This window comes from Pseudoalteromonas sp. RB2-MNA-CIBAN-0110, from assembly GCF_040309305.1.
In the GTDB taxonomy this organism is placed as follows: domain Bacteria; phylum Pseudomonadota; class Gammaproteobacteria; order Enterobacterales; family Alteromonadaceae; genus Pseudoalteromonas; species Pseudoalteromonas arctica.
In genome coordinates, this window is the sequence record NZ_JBEOOQ010000052.1 from 19,775 (window position 1) to 31,987 (window position 12,213).

Annotated in this window: 12 protein-coding genes and 1 pseudogene; 11 read left to right on the forward strand and 2 right to left on the reverse strand. The window is 40.1% G+C overall.

Features of this window, described 5'->3' with window-relative positions; translation table 11 throughout:
- Positions 1-83: 83 nt before the first annotated feature.
- The gene (gene ald, locus AAEY68_RS19070; RefSeq protein ID WP_350586701.1) at positions 84-1,205 is read right to left on the reverse strand and encodes an alanine dehydrogenase; all 1,122 of its coding nucleotides are present in this window, start codon (positions 1,203-1,205) and stop codon (positions 84-86) included.
- A gap of 142 nt (positions 1,206-1,347) precedes the next feature.
- On the opposite strand from ald, the gene lrp reads away from it, so the two are divergent.
- From lrp to AAEY68_RS19120, 10 genes are all read left to right on the forward strand, one after another.
- Positions 1,348-1,827 (forward strand): leucine-responsive transcriptional regulator Lrp, encoded by a 480-nt coding sequence (gene lrp, locus AAEY68_RS19075; protein ID WP_007582985.1) that lies wholly within the window; start codon positions 1,348-1,350, stop codon positions 1,825-1,827.
- 174 nt (positions 1,828-2,001) lie between these two features.
- On the forward strand, positions 2,002-4,497 hold the full coding sequence (locus AAEY68_RS19080) for a DNA translocase FtsK (protein WP_350586702.1): 2,496 nt from the start codon (positions 2,002-2,004) through the stop codon (positions 4,495-4,497).
- Positions 4,497-5,123 carry an outer membrane lipoprotein periplasmic chaperone LolA gene (gene lolA / locus AAEY68_RS19085; RefSeq protein WP_007582981.1) on the forward strand — a complete coding sequence of 209 codons (627 nt, stop codon included), beginning with the start codon at positions 4,497-4,499 and terminating at the stop codon, positions 5,121-5,123. The genes AAEY68_RS19080 and lolA overlap by 1 nt, the downstream gene beginning before the upstream one ends.
- Positions 5,116-6,459, forward strand: coding sequence for a replication-associated recombination protein A (locus AAEY68_RS19090; RefSeq protein WP_350586703.1), 1,344 nt, complete (start codon positions 5,116-5,118; stop codon positions 6,457-6,459). Before lolA ends, AAEY68_RS19090 begins: the two co-directional genes overlap by 8 nt.
- Positions 6,452-6,832 (forward strand): fluoride efflux transporter CrcB, encoded by a 381-nt coding sequence (crcB, locus tag AAEY68_RS19095; RefSeq protein WP_021032117.1) that lies wholly within the window; start codon positions 6,452-6,454, stop codon positions 6,830-6,832. Before AAEY68_RS19090 ends, crcB begins: the two co-directional genes overlap by 8 nt.
- A 9-nt stretch (positions 6,833-6,841) precedes the next feature.
- A complete protein-coding gene (gene serS, locus AAEY68_RS19100; protein ID WP_002962971.1) occupies positions 6,842-8,146 on the forward strand; it encodes a serine--tRNA ligase in 1,305 nt (434 codons plus the stop codon).
- Between the two features lie 323 nt (positions 8,147-8,469).
- Entirely contained in the window at positions 8,470-9,075 is a 606-nt protein-coding gene (locus AAEY68_RS19105; protein ID WP_350586704.1) for a hypothetical protein, read from the forward strand.
- Positions 9,076-9,200: 125 nt separating this feature from the next.
- A complete protein-coding gene (locus tag AAEY68_RS19110) occupies positions 9,201-9,671 on the forward strand; it encodes a hypothetical protein (protein WP_350586705.1) in 471 nt (156 codons plus the stop codon).
- A gap of 109 nt (positions 9,672-9,780) precedes the next feature.
- Positions 9,781-10,392 carry a hypothetical protein gene (locus AAEY68_RS19115; RefSeq protein ID WP_350586706.1) on the forward strand — a complete coding sequence of 204 codons (612 nt, stop codon included), beginning with the start codon at positions 9,781-9,783 and terminating at the stop codon, positions 10,390-10,392.
- A gap of 208 nt (positions 10,393-10,600) precedes the next feature.
- The gene (locus AAEY68_RS19120; RefSeq protein ID WP_010552629.1) at positions 10,601-10,783 is read left to right on the forward strand and encodes a hypothetical protein; all 183 of its coding nucleotides are present in this window, start codon (positions 10,601-10,603) and stop codon (positions 10,781-10,783) included.
- 39 nt (positions 10,784-10,822) lie between these two features.
- Here the strand turns inward: AAEY68_RS19120 and AAEY68_RS19125 are convergent.
- Positions 10,823-11,173 (reverse strand): annotated as a pseudogene (locus tag AAEY68_RS19125) (transposase); the annotation flags it as partial.
- A 371-nt stretch (positions 11,174-11,544) separates the two neighbouring features.
- On the opposite strand from AAEY68_RS19125, the gene AAEY68_RS19130 reads away from it, so the two are divergent.
- A complete protein-coding gene (locus AAEY68_RS19130) occupies positions 11,545-12,111 on the forward strand; it encodes an HNH endonuclease (protein WP_350586707.1) in 567 nt (188 codons plus the stop codon).
- Positions 12,112-12,213: the final 102 nt, after the last annotated feature.

Below are 12,213 nucleotides of genomic sequence, written 5' to 3' on the forward strand. Positions count from 1 at the left end.
AAGCAGCTAATTAGCTGCTTTTTTTATGGGTTGTAGTTAGGTAGCTACATTACTTAATACCAACCTAACTACAAAACGCTAAATTATGCGTTTTCTACCGCTGTGCGTGGGTCAACATATTCCATGTTGAACGCTTCTGCTACTTCTTTGTAAGTTACTTGGCCTTTAATTACGTTTAAGCCTTTTAAGAAGTGAGCGTCATCTAGTAACGCCTTTTTATAACCTTTGTTTGCAAGGTTAATGATGAAAGGCAATGTTGCATTGTTAAGTGCAAACGTAGATGTGCGTGGAACAGCACCTGGCATGTTAGCAACACAGTAGTGAACAACTTCATCAACGATGAAAGTAGGATCAGCATGCGTTGTTGCTTTAGAAGTAGCAATACAGCCACCTTGGTCGATTGCAACGTCAACAATTGCAGAACCAGGTTTCATTGCTTTAATGTGCGCAGCAGTGACTAGTTTAGGTGCAGCTGCACCTGGAATTAGCACGCCACCAATTACTAAATCAGCTTCTAGCACGTGTTTTTCTAATGCATCAGCAGTTGAGTAGATAGCGCGTACTTTATTACCAAACTGAGCGTCTAGTGCACGTAATACATCAATGTTACGATCAAGTATTACTACGTTTGCGCCTAAGCCAACGGCCATAAGTGCAGCGCTACGGCCAACCATGCCGCCGCCAATAATAACTACTTTAGCTGGCTCAACGCCTGGTACGCCACCAAGTAACATACCACTGCCTTTATTTATTTTTTCAAGCGCTTGCGCACCCGCTTGAATAGACATACGACCAGCAACTTCGCTCATAGGAGCAAGAAGCGGTAAACCACCGCGAGAGTCAGTTACAGTTTCGTATGCAATACAAATAGCTTTGCTTTTTACAAGGTCTTCAGTTTGTGGAAGATCAGGTGCAAGGTGTAAGTAAGTGAAAAGAATTTGGTCTTCACGTAACATTGCACGTTCAACAGCTTGTGGTTCTTTTACTTTTACAATCATGTCTGCTTTAGCGAAAACGTCAGCAGCAGTTGCTAAAATTTCAGCACCCGCTAGCGTGTAATCTTCGTTAGTAAAACCAATACCCATGCCTGCATCAGTTTCTACAATCACTTGATGACCGTGGTTTACTAATTCACGAACACTCGCAGGAACCATACCTACACGGTATTCATGGTTTTTAATTTCTTTAGGAACACCAATAATCATATCATTTGCCTTATTAAGAACGGATTAACATTTTTCACTATTATATTCATCATAAGCCCGTGTGTCTCACCTTTTTTAAAGTCAAATCTAGTGTTATCATCTATATAACAAAAATAAACAGCATAAAAAACTAGTTGGCACTATGCATCAGTTATTAGATAGAATTGACCGTAAAATTTTAATGGAATTACAGCACGATGGACGCCTTTCAAATGTTGAACTGGCCAGACGAGTTGGCCTAAGCGCCACGCCCTGTCTGGAGCGAGTGAAAAAGCTAGAACGAGAAGGCTACATACTTGGCTATAAAGCAGTGGTCGATCCAGCTAAGCTTGGGCAAGGTTTATCGGTGTATGTAGAAGTAACAATTACTAAAACATCTCCCGACGTATTTGATGAGTTTAGTGCAGCCGTTAAAAAGCACGAAGAAATTATCGAATGTCATTTAGTATCGGGTAATTTTGATTTTTTACTTAAAACGCGCGTAAATGATATGTCAGAATACCGTGGTGTATTAGGTGACATATTATTAAAATTGCCTAACGTTAGTGAAAGCCGAACTTATGTAGTGATGGAAGAAGTAAAAGGTGAAGAAGGCGTAATTATTCGTCCTTATATTACTTAAGGTTATTTATATTAGCTTGCGTCATTTGCTTATATCAGCTCAAATTATAAAAACTTGTTCATAATCAGGCCATCAAGGTTAAGATAAAGTGCAACAAATTGCATTTCCTGCTAAGGTATTTCACTGCTAAGTAAGTGTGAATAAAAATAGAATAATAAAGAGGAATAGGGAACTATGCGCCTAAACGGTGTGCAAAGACTATTAGAAACTGGGCTGATTATCAGCACCTTTACGGCAATATTTATTTTATGTGCCTTGATCAGCTTTGATCCAGCAGATGCTGCATGGTCGCAAACTAGTTTTAGCGAAGTAAGCAATATCACAGGAGCAGCCGGTGCATGGATAGCCGACATTTTATTACTCACCTTTGGTTGGTTGGCTTACTTAGTGCCAGCGGCCATTCAGCTATTTGGCTACTTGCTATTTAAACAACCTCACCGCATTTTACAGCTTGATTACACCACCTTAGCGCTGCGTGTTATTGGTTTTGCTTTATTTATTACCTCAGCTACCGCTATTAGTAGTATCAATTTTGACGATATTTATAATTTTTCCTCTGGTGGGGTAGTGGGCGATGTTATTGCATCAGCCATGATGCCTGCGTTTAACTTTACCGGCACCTCTATATTATTGCTGTGTTTCTTTTTTGCAGGGCTTACCTTATTAACAGGTGTATCGTGGGTTGATTTTGTAGATTACCTTGGCGATTTAATGGTTAGGTTTTACCGCTTTATTGTATCGTACGCAAAAGGTTGGATGCACCGAGAACACGCTGCGGGCAAGGCAAATAATGATGACGAAGTAGACGCCCATTTTGAAGACGATATAAAAGAGCAAATAGAGCTGCCTACATCAGCAAAAAAAGCAGATAAACAAAAAGCAATTAATAAACCGCAAACACCGTTTAATGAGCCACAAATTAGTGACGATTTTATGCCGTTTGACGAGCTTGACGACATACTCGATCAAGAAATTGGCTTTAGCGCCATAGACGACGAACCAATGGACACGGCCGCTGCATTAAACGCGCTTGACCAAAGCCCAGTTGTAGAGCCAGAAAAACCAGTTACAACAGTGGTATCACCAGCAAGACCAATGCCTAAATCAAAAGCGCAATATCAACCACCGCCAACGGCTAAAGAAAAGTTTGAGCAATTATTAACGCAAGAACCACCACCGGGGCCATTACCGTCGCTCGATTTACTCGACAGACCGGACAAAGCTAAAAACCCAATTTCGCAAGAAGAGCTCGATACAGTATCGCGCCTAGTAGAGACAAAACTACTCGACTTTAACGTACAAGCTAAAGTTGTAGCGGTATACCCAGGCCCTGTTGTTACACGCTTTGAGCTAGATTTAGCGCCAGGTATTAAAGTGTCTAAAATTACGGGCTTGGCTAAAGATTTAGCCCGTTCGCTTTCGGCAATTAGTGTGCGTGTTGTAGAAGTTATACCGGGTAAAACATATGTTGGTATTGAGCTTCCTAATAAACACCGCGAAATAGTACGTTTGTCAGAAGTAATAAACGCGCCTAAATTTGAGCAAAATCCATCCCCGCTTACCATGGTGCTAGGTAAAGATATTGCTGGTCAGCCGGTATGTGCTGATTTAGGTAAAATGCCACACTTATTGGTGGCCGGTACAACCGGTTCAGGTAAATCAGTGGGCGTTAATGTTATGATAGTAAGCTTGTTGTACAAATCGGGTCCTGACGATGTACGTATGATTATGATTGACCCTAAAATGCTTGAGCTATCAGTATACGAAGGCATTCCGCATTTATTGTGTGAAGTAGTCACCGACATGAAAGAAGCCGCTAACGCACTGCGTTGGTGTGTAGGCGAGATGGAACGTCGTTATAAATTAATGTCGGCTTTGGGTGTGCGTAACTTAAAAGGTTACAACCAAAAAGTGCTTGATGCCAATGAAGCGGGTTACCCGATTCTAGACCCATTATTTAAAGACACCGATGGCATGAAAGAAGGCCCAGATGAACTTGGTAAGTTACCAAGTATTGTTGTAGTAATTGACGAATTTGCTGACATGATGATGATTGTTGGTAAAAAAGTAGAAGAGCTGATTGCCCGCATAGCCCAAAAAGCACGTGCGGCAGGTATCCATTTAATACTGGCAACGCAGCGCCCTTCGGTAGATGTAATAACCGGTTTAATTAAAGCAAATATACCAACGCGTATGGCGTTTCAGGTATCAAGTAAAATAGACTCGCGCACGATACTTGACCAACAAGGCGCAGAAAACTTACTGGGTATGGGCGATATGCTTTATTTACCACCAGGCACTAGTGTACCAGAGCGTGTGCATGGCGCGTTTGTAGACGACCATGAAGTACATGCCGTCGTAAACGATTGGAAAGCGCGTGCTAAGCCAAATTACGTTGATGAAATACTCAATGGTGATGCCAGTGAAGATATTTTATTGCCAGGTGAAGCAAGCGAAAATGCAGACGAAGAGAACGATCCGTTATACGACGAAGCCGTATCGTTTGTAATTGAAACCGGCAAGGTATCGGTATCGTCAGTGCAACGTAAATTACGTGTTGGCTATAACCGCGCGGCACGTTTAGTAGAACAAATGGAAACATCGGGTATCGTGAGTTCACCAGGTCATAACGGCGCTCGCGATGTATTAGTACCTAATGGAGCAAATTAATGAAAAAATTTAACGCCTTATTATTAGTGTTAGGCAGCGTACTTGCCGCACCAAGCTTTGCTGATGACAGCCAAGCATTACAAGACAGACTTGCTACTTTAAAAAGCTTTAAAGCGCAGTTTGCACAAAAAGTAACAGACAAAGAAGGCCAAGCTGTTATGCAAGGCGAGGGCACAATAGCGCTTCAACAGCCTATGATGATTCGCTGGCAGCAAACAAACCCAGACGATACATTATTTGTATCAAACGGCGATAAAACCTATTACTTCGACAGCTTTGCTGAGCAAGTAACAATTATGAAAACCAGCAGCCTAATCGACTCAACACCATTTGTGCTACTTACATCAAAAGACCCAGCACAGTGGGAAAAATACAGCGTACTTGCAACAAATACAGGCTTTAGTGTAACGCCAAATAAAGGCGTAGAAAGCCAAGTAGAACAACTTGATATAGCGTTTGCGGGTAACGAGCAAGGCCTTGCTAAACTAGTCGTTACCGACAACTCAGGGCAGCTATCGTCATTTACGTTTAACAATGCCCAAGTTAATACGCCGCTTGATAAAAGCACTTTTGAATTTACGCCTCCTGAAGGTGTTGAAATAGACGATCAGAGTAACGGTGAGTAATTTAGGATTTAATTTTGGGCCCGATGTACGGCCACTTGCTGCGCGTATGCGCCCCACAACGCTTGACGAGTACATTGGTCAGCAACACTTATTAAGTACTGATAAACCACTGCATCAAGCCATTGTCGCGGGGCGATGCCATAGTTTAATTTTATGGGGCCCGCCGGGTGTAGGTAAAACAACACTTGCGCAAATAATTGCCAACCATGCTGATGCCTCACTTATTCAAATGTCGGCGGTAACCGCAGGCGTAAAAGATATACGTGACAGCGTAACGCAAGCGCGCGATAACCTAGAAAGCCGTGGCCAACGCACCCTTATGTTTGTTGACGAGGTTCATCGCTTTAATAAATCCCAACAAGATGCGTTTTTACCGCACATAGAAGACGGCACCTTTATATTTGTAGGTGCAACCACCGAAAACCCATCGTTTGCCCTTAATAACGCTATATTGTCGCGTGCACGCGTGTATGTTTTAAAATCGCTTGCCGATACCGACTTATACACTGTAATAGAACGTGCACTTAAACAAGACGAGCAGCTAAGCCAAAAGCATATCACTATTGCCGACAACGCTAAAAAGGCACTGTGCCAAGCAAGTGGCGGCGATGCGCGTAAAGTACTTAATTTACTTGAACAAGCGGTTGATTTAACAACCGAGCAAGACGGTCAATACAATGTAGACGAGCACGTACTTAGCCAAGTGTTACCAACGCATTTAGCTAAATACGATAAAGGCGGCGATGAATTTTACGATTTAATATCAGCCTTTCATAAATCAGTACGTGGTAGCTCCCCCGATGGTGCGCTGTATTGGTATTGCCGAATTTTAGCCGGTGGTGGCGACCCTTTGTATGTAGCAAGGCGTTTACTTGCCATTGCAACAGAGGATATAGGTAACGCCGATCCGCGTGCGATGGAAGTAGCCTTAAATGCGTGGGACATATTTCAGCGAGTAGGCCCTGGCGAAGGCGAACGTGCAATTGCACAAGCCACATTGTATTTAGCCAGTGCACCCAAAAGTAATGCAATCTATATGGCGTTTAATCAAGCCAAAGCAGACGCTCAAAACGAGCCAAGTTACCCAGTGCCAGAGCATTTACGTAATGCCCCAACTAATTTAATGAAAGACTTAGGGTATGGCGCTGAGTACCGTTATGCGCATAATGAAGAAGGCGCATTTGCCGCAGGTGAAAAATATTTACCACCAGAAATGGACGGTAAAGAATATTACTTACCGAGCGAGCGCGGACTTGAACAAAAAATTAAACAAAAACTCGATTACCTAAAAGAGCGCGATGCGCAAAGCCCACTTAAACGATACGAAAATGATTAAACTTTATATGATGATCGCCCTTGGCGGAGCCTCAGGTGCGTGTTTACGGTTTTTTATTAGCGAAAGCATGCTAAAACTCCTCGGTAGGGGATTCCCTTTTGGCACGTTGACGGTTAATATTCTGGGTTCATTGTTAATGGGCATTTTGTACGGTTTGATAGATAAAGAAATTATCACCGCAAGCCCCGCCAAAACCCTTATCGGTATTGGCTTTTTAGGTGCATTAACCACCTTTTCAACATTCTCAATGGACTCGTTGTTGTTATTACAACAAGGTCACTTTATTAAAATGGCCCTCAATATCATCTTAAACGTGATGGTGTGTATTTTTATGGCTTGGCTGGGCCTTCAGCTAGTAATGCAAAAAGGTTAAAAAACTAACATGTTAGATTCTAAATTTTTACGTCAAGACATCGAACAAACTGCAGCACGTTTAGCGGCGCGCGGTTACGAACTCGATGTAGCGACGGTAACGGCACTTGAAGAAAAACGCAAAACATTACAAGTAAAAACGCAAGAACTTCAAAGTCAACGTAATGCAAGCGCAAAAGCAATTGGTCAAGCCAAAGCTAAAGGCGAAGACGCACAGCCACTACTTGATGCAGTGGCTAACTTAGGCAGTGAGCTAGACGCCGCTAAAACAGAGCAAGATGAAGTATTAGCCGCAATTAACGACATTGCTTTAGCAATTCCTAACTTGCCAGACGAGTCGGTACCAGCGGGTAAAGACGAAGACGACAACGTTGAAATTTTAACGTGGGGCACACCTAAAAAGTTTGATTTTGAAGTTAAAGACCACGTAGATGTAGGGCAAGACCTAAACGGCTTAGACTTTGAAATGGGCGTTAAAATTAGTGGCGCACGCTTTACTGTAATGCGTGGCCAAGTAGCGCGTATGCACCGTGCACTAACGCAATTTATGCTAGATACACACGCTGATAAAAACGGCTATACAGAAATGTATGTACCGTACTTAGTAAATAGCGCAAGCCTTTACGGCACGAGCCAACTACCTAAATTTGCGGGCGATTTATTCCACACATTAGGCCTTGTAAATGACGACGGCGAACAACAAGCCGGCTTTAGCTTAATTCCTACAGCTGAAGTACCACTTACAAACAGCGCCCGCGACGAAATTTACGATGAAAGCGATTTACCAATTCGCTTAGTTGCTCACACTCCGTGCTTTAGAAGTGAAGCAGGCAGCTATGGTCGCGATACACGTGGCTTAATTCGTCAGCACCAGTTTGATAAAGTTGAACTTGTACAGCTTGTAAAACCAGAAGACTCAATGGCAACGCTTGAAGAGTTAACAGGTCACGCAGAGCAAATACTACAAGCATTAGAACTTCCGTACCGTAAAGTAATTTTATGTATGGGCGACATGGGCTTTGGCTCAGCTAAAACATACGATTTAGAAGTATGGTTACCTGCGCAAGATACATACCGCGAAATTTCATCATGTTCAAACATGGCTGACTTTCAGGCGCGTAGAATGCAAGCACGTTTTCGTCGTGAAGGTGTTAAAAAGCCAGAGTTACTACATACACTAAATGGTTCAGGCTTAGCCGTTGGCCGTACACTAGTAGCCATACTAGAAAACTACCAACAAGCCGATGGCACAGTAGTAGTACCAGAAGTATTACGCCCATACATGGGTGGACTTGAAGTGATTGGTAAACAATAAAAATCAAGTTTAAGTTAAGCAAGCTTTAAGTTTGTAAATCTTAATTCGAAAGCCGCTGTTTGTAATGAACAGCGGCTTTTTTGTTTTAGGTTAAAGGCAAAAGCTTAGAGAAAAATTTAAGTTATCTTATTAATAACATCGCTTACACCTATTTTTATAGCTCATTACTTTTTTGTCCGATATTACTGATCTCTACCATTTTGGGGTATTTTTACATTAAGGAAACTTAAATATCGGCTAACTAGTTGTTTACAAGTCTTTATTAGCTGGTTAAATTAGAACCTTTGTAATATTTGGACATTTGTCGGTTTATAAAGCGACAAATGTCGGATACAAAGTTGTTAGGTTTTTTCGATGATCGAGGATATATGAAGAGTTTTCTACTGAAAGCATGGAAAGATCCAGTATGGAGTAAAGTAATTTCAGCTGGGTTAATATTTATTTTTGCAGCTTGTTTTACGTGGATATCCGGTCTTTGGCCTGAAGTAAAAAGCATAGTGTTTTATATTTTATCTTTGTTCGTATACGAAGTTGTAATCCCCGTTTGGGCTTTATGCCTAATTGTACCTTTTCTTGTACTACTTATCCCTTTCATTCACTCAAGAATACCTGATCGTGAGCCTGCTTTTATTAACTATAAAGCAGATCAAATTTTAGGAATTGATTGGTCGTGGAACTGGTCAAAGCCTAATTATCATAATGATAAATATTCTATCAGGGATCTTTATCCTCGTTGCCCTGATTGTAAATCTAGCTTAGAACTTAACGATTATTCAGGACAACTTGTGCATTGTATTAATGATGATTGCAAGTGGAAGTGGCAACAACAAGGTAATTTTGAAAATAGAATATCTCATTCATCCACTTTAAATAGTAAGGTTTGGAATATCATTGACAGAAAAATACACAACGGTGAATTCAAAACCTAACAAGCTGTTAAACAAGGACAAAATACAGTTGGCTTTTGCTCCTGCGTCGCTCATTTTAGCCAACTATATTTAGCCTGTTAACAGGGCGTTATGTTTTCAAGTAGCTTCCGGTGAAGCATATAATTATGAATGACGATATAGATTTTGAATGTGAACTTGAAATGGATTCCGACTTTAAACTAGATAGGTATTTTAACCGAATATATTCTAGTAAATTGAGAATTAGCAGACGAATTATTAGAATGGAAAGAACCTCTGCTTTAGCTTTACATAAATTTTCAAAAAAATTAGATTTAAATAATACCGAAGATCTTGCTTTAAGCTTAGAGTGGTTTTTAACTTGGAAGCTGAAAACAAAATGTGCCCCTGAAAAATTGTGGTGTGACGGCGTTGAGGAAATCAGTATTACTAAGATTGATAAATCTACTTTTAGTATTAATGGATTTTTATGGATTGGACCTGAGAGTAATATAAATAATATTATTAAAGAGAAATTTGTGGCTACTTTGTCTTTAAAGTCCACGGGTAAAAACTTTAAAGCTTATGAGTTTTTTATTAATTATAATGATTATTTTTTATCGGTAAAGAAAACATAACAAGCACTTCAAACGGAACAAAAACAGTTGGTTAGGTTCCGCTTCGCTTCACATTTTAACCAACTATTTTTGTCCGCTTAAGTGGGCGTTATACGTACAGGAGAGTTTTGTGCTTGATGAAATTATTTCTCAGCTCAAAGATAAAAAATCAACCAAACGACGCTCTGCGGCTAAGAAGTTACGTAAACTTAAAAGTATTGATGCAGGTTCATATCTATTAATTACTTTGGAAGAAGAAATTAAAGATTCGCGTACTTGGGAAACGCAATATCAAATGATTATGGCTCTTGGTGAGTCTAACTTTAAACCAGCATTAAGTTTTCTTAAATCATTAGTAAAGCATAACTTTGAAGCCACAATGATTTATGTTGCTATTGGTGATTCAATCCAACGATTATCAATGCAAAATGAACAAGACATTACCTCAGTATTTGAAGCTATAAAAACAGGTAATGATATGCTCGTGAGCGGTGCTATCCGTGCAATGGCAATGCTTAAAATAGTGCCTGACGACGATTCTATAGAAAATATCATTAATTATGCTATCGTTCAAAAGAAGAACGATGGCATAAACTTTTGGATATTAGCTGCGGCTCCGGGTTGGTCAGGGCAAAAAGTTCAGGAGTACCTTGATTATTGTTCAACTTCTAAACGTGACGAGATAATTAATGCAGTTGAGTTAGCTCGAAAAAACAAATATAAAAAATGGTTTCCGCTTTAAGTACGTATAACAAGACCTTCAAACGGACACAAACAGCTGGCTGTGCTCGTTCCTCGCTATTATAGCCAGCCATTTTTAGCCGCTTAGCAAAGCGTTAGCTGTATTGTCGTACTGTTGTGATTATATAATGTTACAGATTTGCCGTTGCTCAAAAAACGTTCTGCACATATATTTAATTGGTACTTAATTGTTTTAATAAGAGGGATTTATGAAAATATTACACAAATGGATAATTTTGGCGGGTTTATTATTAGCCGCTCTTATTTCGTATGGCTACGGATTTTCTCAAGGCATAGTTATCTTTGTTGTTTTAGGTGTGGCTTTGGAGCTTACATTTTGGTTTGGTGTTTTTGGTAAAAAGCAGCAATGTAACGAACACCCCCGCAACTAATCTACAGCTAACAACACGCCCTGAGGTGGACAGCAAACGCTAAAGCTCACTTTCCACCGCAAATTTTAACAGCGGTGATCCCTTACTTTTCAATGCAGTTAAGTAAGTTGATTCATCGTAGGGCGTATGTGTTTTCCAGCACCTAAATAGGATTCGTATCTACTTAAATGCCAATGATCTGATGATGGTATTATGAGGTTTTCCTTTGGCTTCTTGCTGCCGATAATATGCTTTTGCCCAAAATGAATAGCGCACAGATAATCCTGCCCATTCCACAAACGTTTGCCTTAACAACTTAGTGCATGATTACCGCCAGTGTATCCATTCCTTTTTGCCACTGCGTTCGGTTACTGGAGCAATGCCTGCGTATTGTTGTATGTCAGCGACGGAAAATTAATTAGACACCCATCCTAAAATTACTGTCAATAAAGACATGAATAAACTGACCTTATGGGATCAAACGAAAGTGAATACCTTTAGTTTACGCTGGGGCAACTGTATTGCCTTGTTCATAATATAGAAAAGCAGCAAAACACGATCCATTAAGAAGGGGAAGCACTCTTAACCTAAAATAAAGCAGCTCAAACATCCGTAATCCCTTCTAAAACGCCAGTTAAAACAATATCAAACACGTCTTTATATGCTGCGTAAAAATACAGTAATCGATTGAACCAAAATAGGAACTCAGCTATGGTTTGTTTATCAATAAAAAAATTTTAAAACGAGTTAATCTACAGGCTCGTTAGGTGAACAAGGCAGTTATGAGTAAATATTTACCATTATCTACTTTTCTATTTGAGCAAGAAGTTCGCTTTATTGCTTTAACGTTTTCAGAAATTGAGAGTATTTTAAATAATGATTTACCTGCAAGTGCTTATGAACATTCAGCGTGGTGGGCAAACTCTAGAACAAATGATTCGCATACGTGGGCGCATTTATGGATTGAAGCAGGCTGGGAAGTTACATCTTTAAATTTGTTAGAAACAAAGGTTGAGTTTACAAAGTTTGAATCATTTGGTATTGAAAGCACAGAAGCAATTGAAGGTTATGGACTTGATAGAGTTATCCTTTCAAAAAAACGAAATGCTGGATTATCTAAACAAAGGAAAGAACTTGATAATTACATCTGTAAGGTTTGTGGTTTTCATAAACAAGTTAATGGTAAATGGGTTATCGAAGTTCATCACTTATCGCCACTTTCTATAACAGGTGAAACGATAACTTCAATTAATGATTTAGTATCTCTTTGCCCAACTTGTCATAGAGTTTCACATACAAAAAACCCACCATATAAAGTTAAAGAAATTAAACAATTGTTGGGTATGTAAGTTCACCACTACAACTTAACAACACGCTTTGTTGTGGTCAGCTAATTCCGGACAGTGAATTAAGTTTTTCTTCGGCTACTCCAGGGGCAACCATTTGGTTGT

Excerpts from the sequence above, each read along its gene's own strand:
- AAEY68_RS19105 (WP_350586704.1), top strand. The coding sequence starts at position 8,470 with ATGTCGGATACAAAGTTGTTAGGTTTTTTCGATGATCGAGGATATATG.
- ald (WP_350586701.1), bottom strand. The coding sequence starts at position 1,205 with ATGATTATTGGTGTTCCTAAAGAAATTAAAAACCATGAATACCGTGTA.
- crcB (WP_021032117.1), top strand. The coding sequence starts at position 6,452 with ATGATTAAACTTTATATGATGATCGCCCTTGGCGGAGCCTCAGGTGCG.
- lolA (WP_007582981.1), top strand. The coding sequence starts at position 4,497 with ATGAAAAAATTTAACGCCTTATTATTAGTGTTAGGCAGCGTACTTGCC.
- AAEY68_RS19130 (WP_350586707.1), top strand. The coding sequence starts at position 11,545 with ATGAGTAAATATTTACCATTATCTACTTTTCTATTTGAGCAAGAAGTT.
- serS (WP_002962971.1), top strand. The coding sequence starts at position 6,842 with ATGTTAGATTCTAAATTTTTACGTCAAGACATCGAACAAACTGCAGCA.
- lrp (WP_007582985.1), top strand. The coding sequence starts at position 1,348 with ATGCATCAGTTATTAGATAGAATTGACCGTAAAATTTTAATGGAATTA.
- AAEY68_RS19110 (WP_350586705.1), top strand. The coding sequence starts at position 9,201 with ATGAATGACGATATAGATTTTGAATGTGAACTTGAAATGGATTCCGAC.
- AAEY68_RS19120 (WP_010552629.1), top strand. The coding sequence starts at position 10,601 with ATGAAAATATTACACAAATGGATAATTTTGGCGGGTTTATTATTAGCC.
- AAEY68_RS19080 (WP_350586702.1), top strand. The coding sequence starts at position 2,002 with ATGCGCCTAAACGGTGTGCAAAGACTATTAGAAACTGGGCTGATTATC.